The organism is uncultured Fibrella sp., from assembly GCF_964250085.1.
Lineage (GTDB): Bacteria > Bacteroidota > Bacteroidia > Cytophagales > Spirosomataceae > Fibrella.
In genome coordinates, this window is sequence record NZ_CAXUEC010000006.1 from 161,601 (window position 1) to 179,731 (window position 18,131).

13 protein-coding genes are annotated in these 18,131 nt (G+C 53.6%); 8 read left to right on the forward strand and 5 right to left on the reverse strand.

Going from position 1 to position 18,131, the window contains the following annotated elements; all coding sequences use genetic code 11:
* Positions 1 to 46: 46 nt before the first annotated feature.
* The 3 genes from ACFE8Q_RS19180 (at position 47) to ACFE8Q_RS19190 (ending at position 4,593) form a co-directional block, all read left to right on the forward strand.
* Positions 47 to 2,083, forward strand: a complete 2,037-nt coding sequence (locus tag ACFE8Q_RS19180; protein ID WP_375447048.1) for a hypothetical protein — start codon at positions 47 to 49, stop codon at positions 2,081 to 2,083.
* Positions 2,084 to 2,096: 13 nt separating this feature from the next.
* On the forward strand, positions 2,097 to 3,815 hold the full coding sequence (locus ACFE8Q_RS19185; RefSeq protein ID WP_375447049.1) for a hypothetical protein: 1,719 nt from the start codon (positions 2,097 to 2,099) through the stop codon (positions 3,813 to 3,815).
* A 64-nt stretch (positions 3,816 to 3,879) separates the two neighbouring features.
* A complete protein-coding gene (locus ACFE8Q_RS19190) occupies positions 3,880 to 4,593 on the forward strand; it encodes a DUF3291 domain-containing protein (RefSeq protein WP_375447050.1) in 714 nt (237 codons plus the stop codon).
* Positions 4,594 to 4,676: 83 nt separating this feature from the next.
* Here ACFE8Q_RS19190 and ACFE8Q_RS19195 read toward each other — a convergent pair whose 3' ends face one another.
* Entirely contained in the window at positions 4,677 to 5,420 is a 744-nt protein-coding gene (locus tag ACFE8Q_RS19195; protein ID WP_375447051.1) for a hypothetical protein, read from the reverse strand.
* A 277-nt stretch (positions 5,421 to 5,697) separates the two neighbouring features.
* Positions 5,698 to 7,809, reverse strand: a complete 2,112-nt coding sequence (locus tag ACFE8Q_RS19200) for a PQQ-binding-like beta-propeller repeat protein (protein ID WP_375447052.1) — start codon at positions 7,807 to 7,809, stop codon at positions 5,698 to 5,700.
* 404 nt (positions 7,810 to 8,213) lie between these two features.
* On the opposite strand from ACFE8Q_RS19200, the gene ACFE8Q_RS19205 reads away from it, so the two are divergent.
* From ACFE8Q_RS19205 to ACFE8Q_RS19215, 3 genes are all read left to right on the forward strand, one after another.
* A complete protein-coding gene (locus ACFE8Q_RS19205) occupies positions 8,214 to 8,996 on the forward strand; it encodes a hypothetical protein (RefSeq protein WP_375447053.1) in 783 nt (260 codons plus the stop codon).
* 19 nt (positions 8,997 to 9,015) lie between these two features.
* Positions 9,016 to 9,855 (forward strand): hypothetical protein, encoded by an 840-nt coding sequence (locus ACFE8Q_RS19210; RefSeq protein ID WP_375447054.1) that lies wholly within the window; start codon positions 9,016 to 9,018, stop codon positions 9,853 to 9,855.
* 101 nt (positions 9,856 to 9,956) lie between these two features.
* Complete coding sequence (locus tag ACFE8Q_RS19215; protein ID WP_375447055.1) at positions 9,957 to 12,071, forward strand: SurA N-terminal domain-containing protein; 2,115 nt, start codon at positions 9,957 to 9,959, stop codon at positions 12,069 to 12,071.
* 108 nt (positions 12,072 to 12,179) lie between these two features.
* Here ACFE8Q_RS19215 and ACFE8Q_RS19220 read toward each other — a convergent pair whose 3' ends face one another.
* The 3 genes from ACFE8Q_RS19220 to ACFE8Q_RS19230 form a co-directional block, all read right to left on the reverse strand.
* Complete coding sequence (locus ACFE8Q_RS19220) at positions 12,180 to 13,841, reverse strand: FAD-dependent oxidoreductase (protein ID WP_375447056.1); 1,662 nt, start codon at positions 13,839 to 13,841, stop codon at positions 12,180 to 12,182.
* 10 nt (positions 13,842 to 13,851) lie between these two features.
* Positions 13,852 to 14,907, reverse strand: a complete 1,056-nt coding sequence (locus ACFE8Q_RS19225) for a 2Fe-2S iron-sulfur cluster-binding protein (protein ID WP_375447057.1) — start codon at positions 14,905 to 14,907, stop codon at positions 13,852 to 13,854.
* Positions 14,908 to 15,037: 130 nt separating this feature from the next.
* The gene (locus tag ACFE8Q_RS19230) at positions 15,038 to 15,541 is read right to left on the reverse strand and encodes a hypothetical protein (protein ID WP_375447058.1); all 504 of its coding nucleotides are present in this window, start codon (positions 15,539 to 15,541) and stop codon (positions 15,038 to 15,040) included.
* Positions 15,542 to 15,693: 152 nt separating this feature from the next.
* On the opposite strand from ACFE8Q_RS19230, the gene ACFE8Q_RS19235 reads away from it, so the two are divergent.
* Together ACFE8Q_RS19235 and ACFE8Q_RS19240 are read left to right on the forward strand one after the other, a co-directional pair.
* A complete protein-coding gene (locus ACFE8Q_RS19235) occupies positions 15,694 to 16,764 on the forward strand; it encodes an NADH:flavin oxidoreductase/NADH oxidase (protein ID WP_375447059.1) in 1,071 nt (356 codons plus the stop codon).
* An 88-nt stretch (positions 16,765 to 16,852) separates the two neighbouring features.
* Positions 16,853 to 18,109, forward strand: a complete 1,257-nt coding sequence (locus ACFE8Q_RS19240) for an amidohydrolase family protein (RefSeq protein ID WP_375447060.1) — start codon at positions 16,853 to 16,855, stop codon at positions 18,107 to 18,109.
* The last annotated feature ends 22 nt before the right edge of the window (positions 18,110 to 18,131 follow it).

The window sequence follows — 18,131 nt, forward strand, 5'->3', positions numbered from 1 at the left end:
ATAAACCTACCCACAGGCCAAAGGTAGCCGATCCCCCTTTTTACATATGCGTATCATTGCCAAAAAAGATGGAGCCAACCCATCCAAGCCTACGCTGGGCTATCTTAAGGTTATCCGATTTCGTACTACCGGCACTGCCTGGCAACCGGCAACAACCCAGGATTTCCCCAATCAGGGGCGTGTATTTGTTACGGCTGAGTACGGACAAATTGACGAGCAATATCAGCCTAATGAGCTGTTCTACGCCGATTATGGGCTTAATCAGGTAAACTACGATCCAGCTATTTACTTCAGTTGCAAATATGTAACCACCTTTCAGCAACTGCGCCAGCCCGAACCCCACGAACTATGCCGCGTCATTCAACGGTCATTCTCTGCCAACCAAAATACCTTACTTATTGCCGAGGCCGTGGTGCCACTGACATACTTGTTCCTGGCCACCGAAGCTGACATCATTGGCCCCTTTCAGGCTATTTTTGACCGCGACCTCCCCGACGGGCGGCGCGATTTGCGGCTGATTCCTGCGTCGGCTTCCGAACTCGATCAGCCCAACGACTACGACGGCTGTGTGTACCGCTTTCGCCGCGCCGACCTCAACGCCCATCTTTTACGGGCTGATGAAGACGATTATATTCTTGATGCCCGTGAACTGCTGGAGAGCCACGTACTCCGCGAACCCATCTATTTCGGCGATGCCGACGAACTGATTCGCTGGGCAAAACAAGCTATTCGGGTAACCGAAAAAAAAGAATTCTGGGATAAGCTTCAACAGCTACTCCACACCTTGCCGCCCCCCACGGGACCGTTGGAACACCAGCGTATGACCCGCCTCAAAGATAAACTCGACCGAAGCCAGGACTGGTTCAACCGCCTTCTGCCCGCCTTTATCACCAACTTCCTGGAAAACCACCCCCAGGGTCAGCAGGCACTCAATGAATACCTGAAAGCCAACGAAGGCCGCCTTTTCCACAAGCCCGACCTGAATACCGTTCCCGTAGTCAGGCCCGCCAAAGGCCTGCCGGGCAACATACTGACGGTCAGCGATTACCTCCTTCAGGTACGTGACCGAATGAGCCAGATGGGCCGCCCGCTTAGTCCGGCCGATGTAGCGCATTATGTGGTTACGCTACACCAGAATTTCCTGACGGTCGTGGCGGGGTTGCCCGGCGTTGGCAAAACGTCGCTGGTTACTCTGCTGGCGCGGGCCTCGGGGCTTCACCAGCGTTTTCTGCCCATCTCGGTGGCCAGAGGCTGGGTGTCGGCGCGCGATCTGATCGGCTATTTCAACCCTTTAACCGGAGCCTACCAACCCGCCACAACCGGCCTTTTCGATGTACTTCAGACTTGCGCCGCCGACTATAGCCAGCAAGCTGACGCGGCCTATTGGGTGCTGCTGGACGAAGCTAACCTAAGCCCGGTTGAACACTACTGGTCTGACTTTATTCGCCTCTGTGACCCCGAACAGGAACGTACCCTGCGCTTCAACGAGCCGGTGGGGCTGCTACCTATTGGGCAGGGGCTGCGCTTTGTGGCTACCATCAACTACGATCATACCACCGAGCCGCTCTCGCCCCGCCTCATCGACCGGGCGGCCATCATCCGCCTGCGCCCTACCACCGATGAGTTGCCGGAGGCTGTGCTGTCGGCCACCGATGCGGCCCCGGTCCAGCTACTTACCGTGGCCCAGCTTGATGCCTGGTTCATGGCTCCACTGGCCGAACGGGTATTACTTTCCGACGAAGAAAACCTGTTCAGCGATCTTAAACGGGTGATGGACGACGACCGGGGCGACTGGGGTCTGCCCGTGCTGCTGAGTCCGCGCAAGCGACGGGCCATTATCAACCACACAGCCGCGTTGCGCCGCCTTCTGACCGACGAAACAACCTACCCGCTTCAGGCACTCGATTATGCCGTGGGCATCCATTTACTGCCTCTGCTGTCGGGGCGGGGCGAAGGCTTCGGCAAACGACTCAACGAGTTGTATGATCGCCTGGTACGTGCCCTGCCGCAGTCGGCACAGGTTCTGCAACGACTTATCCGGGTGGGGCAACAACAGTATCATCAGTATCATTTCTTCGCCTGATGAACCTGCGCCCATGCTTCCCAAACTGACCGTAGTGACCTGGACACCCGGCATCGACCAGGCGCAAACGTACCTGCTCACGCCCGACACGCCGGCCCAGCCCCTGCCCGAAACCGCCTACGTAGCCCTGCTGCTGCAAACTGATGCGCCTATTCCGCTCACCGCGATGGGCGTTGGTGAGGAGTGGTGGCCGCTCGATCTGCTGGCTCCCGGCTGGTATATTGCCCGCGACCCGCTTACCAGCGAGGTCATGCAGTTGCCCTTTGGCGAAGCTTCCACACTGTCCCTTCGACCCTCGTTCCGAAACCGGTTCGGGCAGTGCCGCCTCTATGTAGCCAACGCCGACAATACCGACCGCGACCGGCTGGGTACGTTGCTCATCAGCACGTCTAAAGCCAGTCAGGAGCAGCTTGGCCAAATGCTGACGTACCTCTGGGAACGGCAGGTGAACGTAGCCACCGATACTGGTCGGGTGGGCATTAGCGACCTGCCCTATCAGTCAACGGCCGGGCGGCTGGCCAGTCTTCGCGCCGATCTGGCCTACCTGACCCGCCAGCAACCCCTGTTCCGGGTAGCCCCGCTTACCCGCCTGCAACCCGCGCTGCACCGGGTGAGCCACCCCGACCACGCCCTGCTCACCGATCAGGCTATTGCCTACCTGCTGGCCAATCCGGCTAGTCTGGAACTCGCCGACGGCCCGGCCCCCGACACCTTTCTGCTCGCCAATCGCTGGTTCCGCATAGGCGATGTGTTGACCGAAACCCTCGAAAACAGCACCGAAACCCCCGAAAATAGCCTCATCCACGGTTATTTAGCCGATGTGGCGGGGTATCTCAATGGCTTGGTGCAAGGCCTGGCTATCTCCGAAAGCAACCCACAAACAAGCTGGATGGGCAATTCATACCCCGAACGCCTCACCCAGCAGGTACGTCAGTTGCAGCGACAGGTAGCCAACTGGCAGCAATTTGCCCGTGAGTATCTGCCCGTTCGGCAACCGGCTTTCCTGCTCCCGCCCGTGCTGACGGGCTTCGACCACAGCGAGCATTACCGCCGCACCGGGCAGTTGATCCGCAACTGGTTTACGAGCAACGTACCCAGTACCGACCAAACCACCGACTGGCTCACGGGTGTGCGCTCGGTGGATACGCTCTACGAACTGGTATGCCTCTACCAATGGCTCGACGCCTGGCAGACGCTTGGTTATCAATGGCACACCTTCGAGTCGCAGGCTGATGCCGATTACCCCGAACGCGGCCACTATCGGCTATTGCACCCCAACGGCAACCGCGTCACGGTGTCTTACGAATGTTTGCCCCCCGGCTACGGCACCACCATGCCCTACCGGTCTGATTTACCCCTCCGCCCCGACTTCCTGGTCGAATGGCGACCCGTTGATGAACCGGCCCAGTGGCTGGTGGCCGATGCCAAGTTCCGCCCCGCGCTGGCTGTGCGCGAGCAGGACTTGTCACGTCTGGTACTGCGGTATATTCATGGCCTCGGTCCTCTAAAACCTCGCCATCCTGCACCCATTGGCCGGGGGCTGGTTTTATTGCACCCCACCGTACCGGCTACCTCCAGTGGCCGGGCTGGGTTCTGGTTCTGGCAGTACCCCCGTTACGACTGGTTTGGCGAACAGCCCGCCATTCAGCAGATCGGGCAGGTGGCCGTGGCCGTTAGCGGCGAACCGGGTGCTTTGCAGCAACTCGTAGCCCGCTGGGCAGGGCAACCCTAAACCGGGAGGCCCCATTTAGCGTTACCCTACAAGGCACACGCCTGAAAAAATCGCTTTCCGATTTATGTCGCTTGTTACCATCTCTATCCTGACATTTCCTCCTGGTCAACGTTACCGGGCCTTTGCCAACATGGGGCGTTGGCTCATGAAGCCATTCAACGTACCTGGGCTGGGTTTTCAGAAAATGATGGGGACGGGCAAAAACTTTGGGCTGTGGCCCGATTTTTCGCGCTACATCTTCCTGGGAGTGTGGGAAACAGAAGCTCAGGCACAGGCTTTTTTCGCTACCGATCAGTGGCGATTTTTTTTACCAGATAAGCACCAGACAGCCCACTCGCAACCGCCCACGCTCTATCTCCAGCCCTTTAAATCGCATGGTCTGTGGGACGGCATCGACCCGTTTCGGCCAACCAATAACGTACCTGAGAAACTCGCTGGTACCGTACCGGCCAACGCAAACACGCCAGACCGACCCATCGCCGTACTGACCCGGGCCAGCATTCGTACCGGCGCATTGCTGGACTTCTGGCGGAACGTACCTGAAGCCCGAAAACGCATTGATGAACAGGAGGATAACCTGCTGTTGGCCTTCGGTGCGGGCGAAAAACCGGTGGTTCAGCAATGCACAATCAGCGTCTGGCGCAACGCGGCCCTCGTGGATCAGTTTGCTTACCGGCAAAGCGGCCATCGGGAGATTGTAAAGAAAACCCGGCAGCGCAACTGGTATTCCGAAGAGCTGTTTGCCCGCTTCACCGTGCTGAAAATGGACGGGTTTTGACGGGTAATTCATAGTACAATCGGCTTTCGGCCACCGTTATACCGGCCCTATACGGGCTATACGATGGCTTGAAGAGCAAGGTATCAATGTCGTCTGAACGTGTAGGAACCGTCCGAATTTTTCATCGGCCCGCCTTTTTCGTGTTCTTCCCCTGGCGTTGGTGCAGCCATGCGCCCACCAACAACTTTCCAGCGACAGGTGATCATAGGTAAAAATCCGTATTCAGGTTGAGGATCAACTGCGATAACCTTTTGGAAGGTGATCAATTCGGAGTTTGACGACCTGGTAATGAAATAGGCTAGTTTCCGCTGGCCGTTAGAAGCTTTTCCATTAACAGAAGAAATCCTATAAGTGTCAGTGTAGGGGGCCGCACCAGAACGGTTTACGACCAGCGTGCGAAACATCGCCGTATCAACATAGGCTGCATCATTACCATCCAGCGTCTTCTCGAAAGTAGAACCTGTCAAGCTCGTATTTGGGGTAACCGTAGCTGAAAATACAGGGCTAAGTTTCACATTGTAGAGGCTTTGGGCTTTCTCATGCATAACGTGCAAAGGTGTTCGGATGCTTACTGTATATACCTGCTTGCTGCCATCTTCCGCTGTAACGGTATAGCTGACAGGATCCGCAAAGTTCTGTAGACTACCAGAGGCTGGATTCACCGTTGCACTAGCCGGTACGCTAAACGCCACGTTAAGTGTCGGTGTATTAAGTAGAGACGGGATCACAATCGTGTAGGAAGCGGCACTGGCACTATAGATAGCTGTTGTATTAGACACACCGCTGATTGTAGGATTTTCCAGCATTTTGGCCGAATTCTTTGGCATGGGCTGACCATCGGCCCCCGATTTACCACATTGGCTGAAGACCAACGCTATCAGAACACACGTAATGAAGCAGGAAGTACTATGGCAGAGTTGAACCATTAATTTTTGGTTTAAACGGTTTGGGCTAGTGGAAGAGGCCAATTGCTCGATCGAGGATACCAGTAAGTTGATTAACATAAAACGAAGCGATGAAAAAGGTGTGGATATAAAGCCGAAGAGTCTCTTATCTATGTATTGGAACACAACAAATCAATCACTTAAATAACCGGTACACCCTTTATTGCTGAGTACCTGATTGTGGAAAATGATGTGTTTTGCCATCCGGGTCCTGAACACAGTAAGCTCCCCGTTGAGACGCACCCTGATCTGTAATTTCCCACAGTGTTTTTCCCGTATCAGCCTCGTGGGCAGTCAGGATATTCCGACCCAGCACATTGTCGAAAGAGCTGATATAAACAGTACTACGAGCCACCAAAGGAGCGTCTACCGGGTAGGAACTGCGTGTGTACACGTACTTTTTGCTCCATTTTATCCCACCTGCAACAGCATCCAGAGCGATGATGCTCGCATCAAAACCACTTGCTGTATTTTGCTTTATACAAACAATGCCATTATCTACACTTAATGCATCAATCCAGCCCTCCGTTGAGGTATATGCCCATTTCTGAATGCCGGTGCCGGCATCAATTGCCAGCAGGCGCTGTGGAGATAACTGATTGATATACAGCGTATTATTGTACACTGTGGGCGTACCAAGATTTCCACCTCTATATACCCATTTCTGCACACCAGTAGCAAGCGAATAGGCTTCGATGCTATTGTAACCCAGCATATACAGTACGCCGTTGGCTATCACCGGACTAGCCTCCGTTCCAACGGGAATTGTCTGTTTTAATGCGCTGGTTGACGCATCCAATACCAGCACAGCATCATTGAGGCCATACACAACCAGGTAATTCTCAGCTACGGCTATACCACTGATAGTACCCGGCGTTGTAGGTGTATAGGTCCATTTTTTTGCGCCCGTTGCTAAATCAAGAGCATGGATCGTTTTACCGGCAACCAGAAACGCCACATCTTTTGAGGTAACAACCGCAGCCGAGTGTGGATAAGGAATTTGCCCGCCTGGATCATAGGTCCATTTTTGTAGCCCTGTCTGTGCGTTGATGCCATATAACAACAAGCGGGAAGCACAAGCATAAACGTTGTTGGTGATTGATCCCAGCCCACTGGCATAACTCGACGGCATCCGGTAGTTCCATACCGGTTTTCCACTGCCCGCATCATAAGCATACGTTAATGCGTCAGTCTGGTAAACCAGCACACCGCCGGTTGCAGAGACAGCCGTAGTTTTGGTTATTACACTAGCCGTATCGCCGTAAACAATACCATTGGTTGTTTCGGCAAATGCCCGGTAATACAACCGTTCGGTAGTTATCGGAACGTTCTGTGAAAAGCTATAGGGCAGGCTGGTAACCGTCTGATTCTGAACGACCGTCTGGTCGGTTGGCAATACAAGGATTGAAGACGTACAAAACCCATAGCGCAGGACAGGAATATCGCCTAAGTCAGTGATCGTACCTTTTAGCTGTACCTGACGATTAATAACAGGCCCTGCCGACTCGGTTTTGATGCTCGGCTGCTTTGCGTTTGGGTTACCGTCCGCTATCATCACATATGCTTCAAATACTGCTTTTGGAAGAATATCATAGCTAAGCCAGATAAAGCCTTTGTTAGCCCAACGATCAGTCCAAGAGTTTTGGACTTTAAACGCTTTGCGGGTATCATCATACCCGACGATGACCATAGCATGACCTCCAACTACTGTCGACGGATTGTATTCCTGCCAGCTATATTCACCACTGCTGTCTTTTTGTTTAAGCTGTACAAAATTGTCATCCACTCTAGCTGCAATGATAACCGGGGAATCGAAATACAGGTATTTCCGAATTACAGTCGCCGAAATGTTAATCCGTCCCCAATCTCTTATTTTATAAGCAGCCGCTTTTTGCCGCTGGTCGGCGGTCGGTTGAGTAGAACAGTCATTGTCTACATAAGCCATCTCTTTAAGGGTACATACGCCAGTGGTTTTCAATAACTCAAGGGTCGTGCTGACCTGAGACCCACCATCACAACCACCCAGCTTTACCTGATTATATAGAAAGGCAGGGCTAAACAGACTTTCTGTGTTCAGGCTACCATTAGTAGCTTTATAGGATACATTCTTAGCTACTTTATTGAAATAGCTCCTTGCAGCATAGGCAACCGCCCAGGCTACGCAGGAGGATTGATTACCTTGATTGCCAACAGGTGGTGTGTTGATTGATAGATCGTAGCTCGTGGGTAAATTGGGGTCCTTTGACAGGCTGCTCCTGCGGGCACCTGCCAACGGGTCTGGCAACAGAGGAACCTTTTCGTAATCAGCTTTGGGTAATAGCTGGGCACCAAAACCTACGTTAACGCCGGGCTTGATTGGCTCCTGGGTGGGTGTTGGCGTTATTGGTTGTTCATCTGGTTTCTTGCACTGAATAAGCAGGGTACTTAAACAGGCAATCCAGAGAAACAGCCGTAGAAAAGCGTGTAATCGTGTGTACATAGAAAAGAGAAGGTTGAACTGGATGGATATAAGGCGGAAAGCCTGCGGCGAGACGAAAGTAGGTTTGCGGCCCACAAAGTCATTTTGGTGCTGTTCCCGTTGTCTTTCGGTTTCCTTTCGTTTCCTTTTCGGTCGCCTTCAGCCACTTTCCGTTTTCCTACGGTATGTTTACGTTTGTCAAATCAATTATTTCACATATGATACAGGTACTGCGTGAAAGCATCAAAAGCAAATACCGTGTCTACCATCTGCGTAATAGAGATCGGTATCCTGATTTTGACTACAACACCAACCGGGCAAACTACCAGCCGCTCAGAGACTCGTTTGAAGAAGAATTTTATGAGGTGCGGAAAATTGATCGGGCAAGCCCCAACGTCTGTATTCCCAGTACTCATACGCTGGCACTTATTTTCAGCGACAACACCTACGTACCCAGCACTAAGATTCTGAATACCTGCCAGTCTTATGCCTTGGGGCCAACTAACCTGGAGGCTGTTTCCAACGTACCTACGCTTCATCAACCTACGCCACTGCAACCGTCACCTATCAAGTGGCTATTCCTGGGTGGTCTTGTCTGCTTACTTTGTTTGGGTGTGTTCATCTTCGCTGGCTACGTCTCGTTTGGCCCTCCGCCGAGCGGTTTGGTAATAGACCGGCCTACTCCTCTGAGCAGGGTGCCGCAGGAAGTTATTATTGATGGAAAAGCAACCAATGCAAAAACAGTGTGGATTGGGGTACGTGCCAAATCTGGCGGGCCGGTCTGGATTCAACCACCTATTCTGGTGCAGGAAAACAGCACCTGGATCGGAGTTATTTATGTCGGCAGAACCGCAAAAGACGATGAGGGGCTTATCTGTCAGATACGGGCGTTCGTCAATCCAGCCACTAAACTCACATCGGGCGATATGCTGGAAAACTGGCCCGACGCTGAACTTTCCAGCCGCATCACCGAAGTAAGCAAAGGGGCAGCCCACAACTAGGCAGGCCAGTTTTCGCAGCATGAATAAGTCATCTAAATCTGTCAGTGCAGAGGAGATGCACCTACTGCGGGAGGGCATCAAACGCCAGTACGCCGCCTATCACGCACGAGATCGAGATACATACCCGGCTTTCGAGTTTAACTCCAGCCGGGCGAATTATCAGCCACTCAAAGACTCCTTTGAAGAAGAGTTTTTTCTTGTCAGGAAGATAGACCGTGTACATAACTTCCTGCATATTCCCAGTCTAAACACCCTTGCTCTGCTCTTTTCGGATCCCGCCTACGTACCTGGCACGAAGATTCTGAACACCTGCCGCTCCTACGCCGAGGGGGTTTCTCAGCCTGCCAACGCCCCGCCTCCCGTTGACTCAACGGCTACGCCAGGTTACCCTAAGCGTACCAAATTGCTTTTAGTGAGTGTAGCAACTGCGCTTTTTTTACTTCTCAGCGCATTAGCCGGGTATTGGCTGTTGGTAAGAGAAAAAGCAACGGCAGGCGGGCTTGTCATTCGTCGCCCTTATCCAAGGCAGGTCGTTCCCCGAATGTCCTTTGTAGAAGGAAAAGTAACGAACGCCAATTTCGTCTGGGTTGTGGTTCATCCTGTCCTTAAGGACCAGAAATTCTATGTGCAGGACCCAGCCAATGTAAACAAAGATGGCACTTGGAAAACCCGAATTTTTGTTGGAAAAGCCGACCATACCACCGACGGGCAGACCTTCGAGATACGCGCTTATGTGAAACCGGGTGGCCCGTATACGGCAATTGCTACAAATGGACAATATGAATACGATAGATGGCCGGAAACAGCAGAACTGGCAACACAGTCAATTCTCGTTGTGCGGGGGTCCCAGCAAAAATAGGCTACATGAAGACAGCACTCTCTCGCCAGTTTTTGGCTTAATTCTTGTATCCCTGCGGGAAAGATTGTTATTTTGCGGGCTAAATTCGTGTATAAACCGAGATGTCATTAATTAACAAAATCCGTGAACGCTCCGGATTAGCAGTTGGCGTAATCGCCGTTAGCTTGATTCTGTTCATTGTAGGGAGCGATTTGCTGGGCGGCAAGAGTACGCTGTTTGGCGGCAACAACCAGGAGATCGGAACAATTGATGGGCGAACCATTGATAATCAGGACTTCCAGGCGAAAGTAGAGCAGGTTCGTGCTCAGTATGAGCAGCAGACGGGCCGCGCGCCCGGCGAACAGGAAATGACTCAGATTCGGGAACAAGCCTGGAATCAACTCATTTTTGAAACGGCTTATCAGAAAGAATTCGACAACCTGGGTCTGACTGTATCGCCCGAAGAACTCGTCGATATGGTGCAGGGAAACAACATCAGCGCTGAAGTGCGGCAGGCGTTTACTAACCCACAAACAGGTGTTTTCGACAAAAATCAGATCATTCAGTACTTGAAAGGTCTGCGCAACGTACCACCTGCCCAACAGGCACAATGGGCCTCATTCGAACAGCAGATCAGCACAAACCGCCTCCGCGAGAAATTCGATAACCTGATGCGGTTGTCGAACTACGCCACCACGGCCGAAGCGCAGAAAGAATACCAGGCGCAGAATACCAAGGCCGATGTGAAGTTCCTGTTCGTTCCATACTACTCGGTCAACGACACCACCGTGAAGGTGACCGACTCGGAACTGAGCGACTACCTGAGCAAGCACAAACAGGAATACCCAGGTGCCGACACCCGCTCGATCCAGTACGTATCGTTTGCGGTGAACCCATCGAAAGAAGACAGTGCTTCGTTGTATAACGAAATCAAAACGCTGGCCCGTGGCCTTGGCGGTGCGAAGAACGATTCGACGTTTGCCCGCCAAAATAGCGACGTACCTGTACCACTCTATCTGACGGCCGGCGAAATGCCAGAGCAACTGCGCGCGGCCATTCCAACATTCTCGTCAGGTGGCGTATACGGTCCTTTCCGAGAAGGCAACACCTACTTTATTTATAAGTACGGCGGCACCAAGAAAGACACCAGCTTCACCATTCGGGCCAGCCATATCCTGATTCGGGCAACGGCTAAAACAGATTCGGCTAAGGCAGACGCCCGCCGCCGGGCCGAAAGCCTCCTGAAGCAGATTCAGGGCGGTGCCAGCTTTGAAGCATTGGCGCAAAGCAACAGCGAAGATGGATCGGCCCAACAGGGTGGCGATCTGGGTTACTTCAAAAATGATGGCCGGATGGTGAAACCCTTCGAGTCAGCCATTTTTGGATTCGCTGGTTCAGGCCTGATTCCTCGTGTTGTAGAAACGGATTTCGGGTATCACATCATCAAGATCACCGAGCCTAAAACCAACCAACTGTATCGCGTTGCGGGCATTGGCAAAACCATTACGCCAAGCGAAGCGACAACCAACGAAGCGTACCAGAAAGCCAGCCAGTTTGCGGCAAACAGCAAGACGAAAGAAGCGTTTGATGAAAACGCCAAAAAAGATAAGTCGCTGGTCATTGCCAACGCTGAACGCATTCCGGAAACAGCCTCGAACATCAACGCGCTGACCGACGCCCGCGCCATCGTTCGTTGGGCATTCGACGACAAGACCGACAAAAACAGCGTATCGGAGCCGTTCCAGGTGGGCGACCAGTATGTAGTGGCTGTTCTAACGGGCAGCACGGATAAAGACGACGTAAAAGTTGATGACTACCGCGCTGAATTGACCGCCAAAGTGCGTAACCAGAAGAAAGCCGAGCAGATCATGGCGAAATTGGGCAACCCAAGTGGTCCACTCGAAACCATTGCCCAGAAATACGGAGCAGGTGCTATTGTTGAAACCGCCGAAGACATCAACCTCGCCACCGGTTTTATGCGCACCGCCGGTGTGGACCCTATCGCACTCGGACGTGCTTTTGGTCTAAAAGCAGGTAGCCGCTCGAAGCCCTTTGCTGGTGAAGGTGGTGTTCTGATCGTAGAGCCAACCCGTATTTCACCCGCGCCAAACGTAGCTGACTACGCGATGTACAAAACCTCGATTCAGCAGAATCAGGGACAGCGTACAACAGTCTACGTGAACGAAGCGATTAAAGAAGCCGCGAAAATCACCGACCGTCGCGCCAAGTTCTATTAGATCACATTGAATTTTGATTTATAAAAAAGCCCTGCTGGTACCAGCAGGGCTTTTTTGTTTCAGGTACGTTACTCATTCTTCAACCCTGTAAGGCCTCACAGGGTTCAATCAGCTATCGGCCAGGTACTTATGCACGAAACTGACGGCCATGGCACCTTCACCCACGGCCGAGGCAACGCGGGCCATGGCACCCGAACGGACATCGCCTGCGGCGAAGATGCCGGGGCTGCACGTTTCGAGCAGGAACGGTTCGCGTTTCTGCTTCCAGATGTCGCGGTAGCGGGCATGATTGATCAGGTCGCGGCCGGTTTGGATGAATCCTTTTTCATCACGGATAATGTCCATCTCAATCCAGTCGGTGAGGGGTTTTGCACCGATGAAGATGAACAGCGCTGCCGCCGGCGCCTCGCGTCGTTCGTTATTATTTAGGTCTTCGATCACCAACGCTTCCAACTTGTCACTACCTTTTCCTTCAATAATTTCGGTACAGGGCAACAGCTTGATGTTGGGCGTTCGCTCGATCTGATCGATCAAATATTGCGACATGGTTTCCGACAGGCTTTGGCGGTGGATACAGATAAACACCTCCGACGCCGTTCGCGAGAGGTACATCGCCCCTTGCCCCGCCGAATTGCCACCACCCACGATGTAGACCGGCTGGCCTTTAAACGCATAGGCTTCAGTAGTGGCGGCTCCGTAGTACACACCGGCTCCAGTGAATTTTTCGAGGCTTTCGTTCGTCAGTTTTCGGTATGAAACGCCCGTGCTCAGCAGAATAGCGCGGGCAGCCAGTTCGCTGCCGTCTGCCATTTTGATGCGCTTGTATTGCCCCTCCGACTGAATCTCGTTCACTTCCTGCGGGGCCAGAAACTCGACCCCGAATCGCTTGGCCTGCGTGATAGCCCGTTGCGTTAATTCCGAGCCGCTTAGCCCGTTGGGGAAACCAAGGTAATTTTCGATCCGGGAGGACGTACCTGCCTGGCCACCCGGTGCCCGTTTGTCGATCAGGATGGTGCGTAGCCCTTCCGAACCACCGTAGACCGCCGCCGCCAGACCAGCCGGACCAGCACCAATAATGGCCAGATCATATAGGTCCCCCTCTGCTTTAGGGCTTAATCCCAATTTCTCGCCCAGTTGCTGAATGGAAGGCTGTTTCAATACAGACCCATCTTCAAAAACAACGACGGGCAAATCGCTGGTAGTCAGTTCATGTAGGTCGAGCAGTTGCCTACCCCGTTCGTCGGCTTCGATATTGAGCCAGAGGTACGGGAATAGGTTGCCAGCCAGGAAGTCTTTCAACTCGTGGGAACTGGGCGAAAACTGGTAGCCGATCAACCGGAGGCCCACGTAGTCAGGTACGTATTTGAACTTCCAGTCGGATAACAAACCGTCCAGGATTGGGTAAAGCTTCTCTTCGGGCGGGTCCCAGGGCTTGGCGATGTAATAGTCGAGTTGCACCTCGTTGATTGCCCGAACCGCCGCGTCGATGTCGGAATAGGCCGTGAGCAGGGCTTTCTTGGCCTCGGGGAAAATGGTGCGGGCCTGACGCAGAAAATCGACGCCCAGCATGTCGGGCATCTTCTGGTCAGACAATAAGAGGGCTACGGTATCGCCCCGTTTTTTTAGTTCGGCCAGCGATTCCAGGGCCTCATTGGCCGAAGCCGTCGTTAAAATTCGGTACTCTTTCCGGTAATGTGCCCGCAGGTCGCGCCGGAGGGCTTCGAGTACCTGTTCATCGTCGTCGATGGCCAGTAAGATGGGTAATTTCATAGCGATTGAATTAAACGTCCAGTCTGACAGTGTCACTCATTGGATATCCCGTGCAGGTCAGTACCCAGCCTTCGCGCAGATCACGGTCGGTCAGCACGTCGTTGATTGTCATGTACATGTGTCCAACCGAACAACGCGCCATGCAGGTAGAGCAACGACCGCCCCGACAACTGTATGGCAGTGCAATGCCCGCCGCCAGTGCTGCCTGTAGCACCGACTTGTAGGCCGGTACGTGTAGGTCGATGGCGTGACCACGAAACTGTAGACTGATGGTTCGGGCAACTGCGGCTTGGGGCGGTAACGTGGCCAGCGCCGAATCGACAACAGCCGATTGCACCACAAAATTCTCGCGCCGGATCGAATCCGGGCTAATCCTGTTGACAATCAGCGTAAACTGCGCCATACGCATGTAATCGCCTGGTCCACAAATATAAAATTGCACAGTGTGCCGGTCCGATGCTCCGATCAGTTCAGGAAGTAACCCTTCGAGCAACAGATTATTTAATCGCCCCTGTCGGCCAACCTGATTTGTTAGCGGGCGACTAAGGAGGTGAATCAGTCGAAAGCGGTCTGGGTACATTGCCTGCCACTGAGCCAGTTCATCGCGAAAGATAATATCGACCTCGCTGGTATTGCTATACAGCAGCGTCACCCGGCGGTCGGGTTGATGACGCAATACATCTTTCAGGCTACTGAACAGCGGGTTTATGCCGCTCCCGGCCCCCAGCAACACCAGATCACCGGGCTGGTTGGCGTTCAGCGTAAACCGACCTGCCGCAGGGAGGCTCGCCAGTACGTCGCCAACACGCAGCGTATCGATCAGATGGCGTGATATTTCCCCATTCTGCACCCGTTTGATCGTCAGACGCAACGGTTCACCAGGAGACGAACTAAGGGAATAGGACCGACGTACCTCCTGACCATGCCGGGGCACCAGAAGCGTCAGAAATTGACCAGCCTGATATGAAAGCAATTGACCTCCAACCTGTTCGAGAAAGTAGCTGTTCGCGGTGGCGGTTTCGACCTGAATCCGGGTAACCCGAAAATGGAGTAAATCGTCGGTCATTCGTAGCTAAGTATGTGGACTTTCGTATAACCAAAAAAGCACGCCGTTGGTCTGAACATACGCTGTCGTTCACTGTCGTTCGTTTGATTTCGTGATGTGTCTGGCTTCGCGAAGTCATCAATAAAACCTCCTAAAAAATACGGCTCCAGGCAAACCGGATAATGAGCAACAGGGCTACGAAACCTACAACAATGTAGGTGAAGGGTACGTAGGTAAAGGCAACCAGCCGCAATCGATCAACGAACCATAGAATACCGATCAGCGCGGCGATCAGGGTCAGGAAACTGGATAGTCGCCCAAAACCGGGGATATACTGGAAGGGCAATTTCCGGCGAATGAGCATCAGGGTGACCACCATTGTCAGGATGGGCAGTACCTGAAGCACCAGGTTCATGTCCCAAATGCTTTGCCGTTCGAAGAGGAACAGGTAGACATTCAGCGTGACGGCAAACATGCCCGGAATACAGGCTGCGTAGACCAGACCGGCATACAGATACCGCCAGCGCCAGATGGATTCTGCCGTATCGCCCGCCCATAAATTCAGTACATAAACCAGCGCAGGAATGAGCAGCAAGAACAACGCAATGACTCCCGGCTGGGCGGCAGCATAGGCAAACAAATCACGAAAGGTCATGAAAACGGAGGGTATAGGGAAACAGATTGATCCTGATATTGCTATTTAAGCATATATCGGCCAGCGCCCAAACGTTCGGCCAATCTTTGCGTTAGTGGTATGAACAACCGATGAGCCATCCTATTTAAAGATCGATCATCTTTTATATCAACATGTCTTTGCTACTATCGCCATTGACGATTCGCGGCGTCGAGCTTAAAAACCGCCTTGTTGTATCGCCCATGTGCCAGTATTCCAGCGTCGACGGATTTGCCAACGACTGGCACCTGGTCCATCTGGGTAGCCGGGCAGTGGGCGGCGCGGGCCTGATCATCACCGAAGCCACGGCCATTTCGCCAGAGGGCCGCATCACGCCTCACGATCTGGGTATATGGACGGACGAGCACATTCCCGGCTTGAAACGCATTACCGATTTTATCACCGCCAATGGGTCTGTGCCGGGTATTCAGTTGGCCCATGCGGGTCGAAAAGCCAGCCATCATCGCCCCTGGGATGGCGGCAAGGCGATTTTGTCTGACGAGCCCACCGGGTGGCAGACGGGAGCGCCAAGCGCCTTGCCGTTTACGCCCGACGAACCTGCGCCCACCGCACTGACAAGCGAAGGCATCCAGCAGGTACGTTCCGATTTCCGGTCGGCGGCAGAGCGGGCTTTGCAGGCGGGGTTCGTTGTGGCCGAAATCCACGCGGCACACGGGTATCTGCTACACCAGTTTCTATCGCCGCTCAGCAATCAGCGGACCGACGAGTACGGCGGTTCATTCGAGAATCGGGTTCGGCTGCTGCTCGAAATCGTTGATGATCTGCGGACAATATGGCCCGCCGACTATCCGCTTTTCGTACGCATCTCCGCCACCGACTGGACCGAAGGCGGCTGGGCAGCCGATGATTCAGTGGCACTGGCTGCCTTGTTGCAACAGCATGGCGTCGATCTGATCGACTGCTCAACGGGCGGCAACGTACCTAAGGCCAACATTCCGAATACGGCTGGGTATCAGGTTTCCTTTTCTGAACGGATCAAGCGCGAAACAGGTCTGGCAACAGGTGCTGTTGGTCTGATCACCGAGGTGGCACAAGCCGAGGCCATTCTAACAGATGGTCAGGCCGATCTGATCTTACTGGCTCGTGGTTTTCTCCGCGATCCCTATTTCCCGCTCCATGCTGCTACTGAGCTAGGCGACGACATGCCCTGGCCTGTTCAGTACGAACGCGCCAAGCCAAGGTAACGCGGACTTGAGTCCGCATTTTTTGTCTTTAAAATGCGGACTCAAGTCAGTGTTACCTATTTTGGTACCGGACTTTACACCGCTACAAATGCACTTCATCTACAGCTACTTATTTTTGTTTTTCGTTACACTCCCCACGTTTGCCCAACCCGTTACGCTACTCCGACCAGCACGGGTCTTCGACGGCGAAACCATGCATGAAGGCTGGGCCGTGCGGGTACGTGGCGATAAGATCGACGCGGTGGGGCCGGTCGCCAGTTTGACGGGAAGCAACAGCGTATCGGCGACGGTGGTAGACTTACCCAACACAACCCTGTTGCCGGGCCTGATCGAAGGGCATTCGCATTTGCTGCTACATCCGTATAACGAAACACCCTGGGACGATCAGGTATTGCGCGAAGCCCGATCGCTACGGGTAGCCAGGGCCACGGTTCATGCCGAAAAAACGCTCCGGGCGGGCTTTACTACCGTTCGTGATTTAGGCACCGAAGGGGCTGACTATGACGACGTTGGCTTAAAGCAGGCTATTAATCAAGGCATTATTCCCGGTCCGCGCATGATTGTGGCCACACGGGCGCTTATTGCTACGGGCAGTTATGCGCCAAAGGGATTTAGCGTCGACATTACCATACCACAGGGAGCCGAAGAAGCCGATGGGCACGACCGGATTATTCAGGCAGTGCGGCAGCAAATCGGTAAAGGAGCAGACGTAATAAAAGTATATGCCGACTACCGCTGGGGCCTGATGGCTGATGCCCGCCCCACCTACACGCTCGATGAATTGAAACTCATTGTGGAGGTGGCCAAAAGCAGCGGGCGGGGCGTGGTGGCCCACGCAGGAACAGCCGAAGGCATGCGTCGGGCTATTCTGGCGGGCTGCGAAACCCTGGAACACGGCGACGCGGGTACGCCCGAAATCTTTGCGTTGATGAAACAGCATGGTACTGCATTATGTCCCACGATTGCCGCTGGCGACGCCATTGCGCAATACCGTGGCTGGAAACGAGGCGAACCTGAACCCGAACGGTTGAAGCAGAAACGGGAAACGGTGAAGCAGGCGCTTCAGGCGGGCGTCACGATCTGTGCGGGTGGCGATGTAGGCGTTTTTCCGCATGGCGACAATGCCCGCGAACTCGAACTGATGGCCGATTATGGCATGGCTCCTGTTGACGTGCTTCGGTCGGCCACTTCCATCAACGCCGATGTCTTTCACCTGGCCGACCGGGGCCGCATCAAGACCGGCTTACTGGCCGATCTGGTAGCCGTAGAAGGCGATCCAACCCGCCAGATCGCCGCCGTTCGCCAGGTACGTATGGTGATGAAAGGCGGGGTTTTGGTGAAGTAGAGGAATATGTTTCAGGTGCTCC

Bases quoted from the DNA above. Each gene is read 5' to 3' on its own strand.
- ACFE8Q_RS19180 (WP_375447048.1), top strand. From the start codon at position 47: ATGCGTATCATTGCCAAAAAAGATGGAGCCAACCCATCCAAGCCTACG.
- ACFE8Q_RS19185 (WP_375447049.1), top strand. From the start codon at position 2,097: ATGCTTCCCAAACTGACCGTAGTGACCTGGACACCCGGCATCGACCAG.
- ACFE8Q_RS19190 (WP_375447050.1), top strand. From the start codon at position 3,880: ATGTCGCTTGTTACCATCTCTATCCTGACATTTCCTCCTGGTCAACGT.
- ACFE8Q_RS19195 (WP_375447051.1), bottom strand. From the start codon at position 5,420: ATGCCAAAGAATTCGGCCAAAATGCTGGAAAATCCTACAATCAGCGGT.
- ACFE8Q_RS19205 (WP_375447053.1), top strand. From the start codon at position 8,214: ATGATACAGGTACTGCGTGAAAGCATCAAAAGCAAATACCGTGTCTAC.
- ACFE8Q_RS19210 (WP_375447054.1), top strand. From the start codon at position 9,016: ATGAATAAGTCATCTAAATCTGTCAGTGCAGAGGAGATGCACCTACTG.
- ACFE8Q_RS19215 (WP_375447055.1), top strand. From the start codon at position 9,957: ATGTCATTAATTAACAAAATCCGTGAACGCTCCGGATTAGCAGTTGGC.
- ACFE8Q_RS19220 (WP_375447056.1), bottom strand. From the start codon at position 13,841: ATGAAATTACCCATCTTACTGGCCATCGACGACGATGAACAGGTACTC.
- ACFE8Q_RS19225 (WP_375447057.1), bottom strand. From the start codon at position 14,907: ATGACCGACGATTTACTCCATTTTCGGGTTACCCGGATTCAGGTCGAA.
- ACFE8Q_RS19230 (WP_375447058.1), bottom strand. From the start codon at position 15,541: ATGACCTTTCGTGATTTGTTTGCCTATGCTGCCGCCCAGCCGGGAGTC.
- ACFE8Q_RS19235 (WP_375447059.1), top strand. From the start codon at position 15,694: ATGTCTTTGCTACTATCGCCATTGACGATTCGCGGCGTCGAGCTTAAA.
- ACFE8Q_RS19240 (WP_375447060.1), top strand. From the start codon at position 16,853: ATGCACTTCATCTACAGCTACTTATTTTTGTTTTTCGTTACACTCCCC.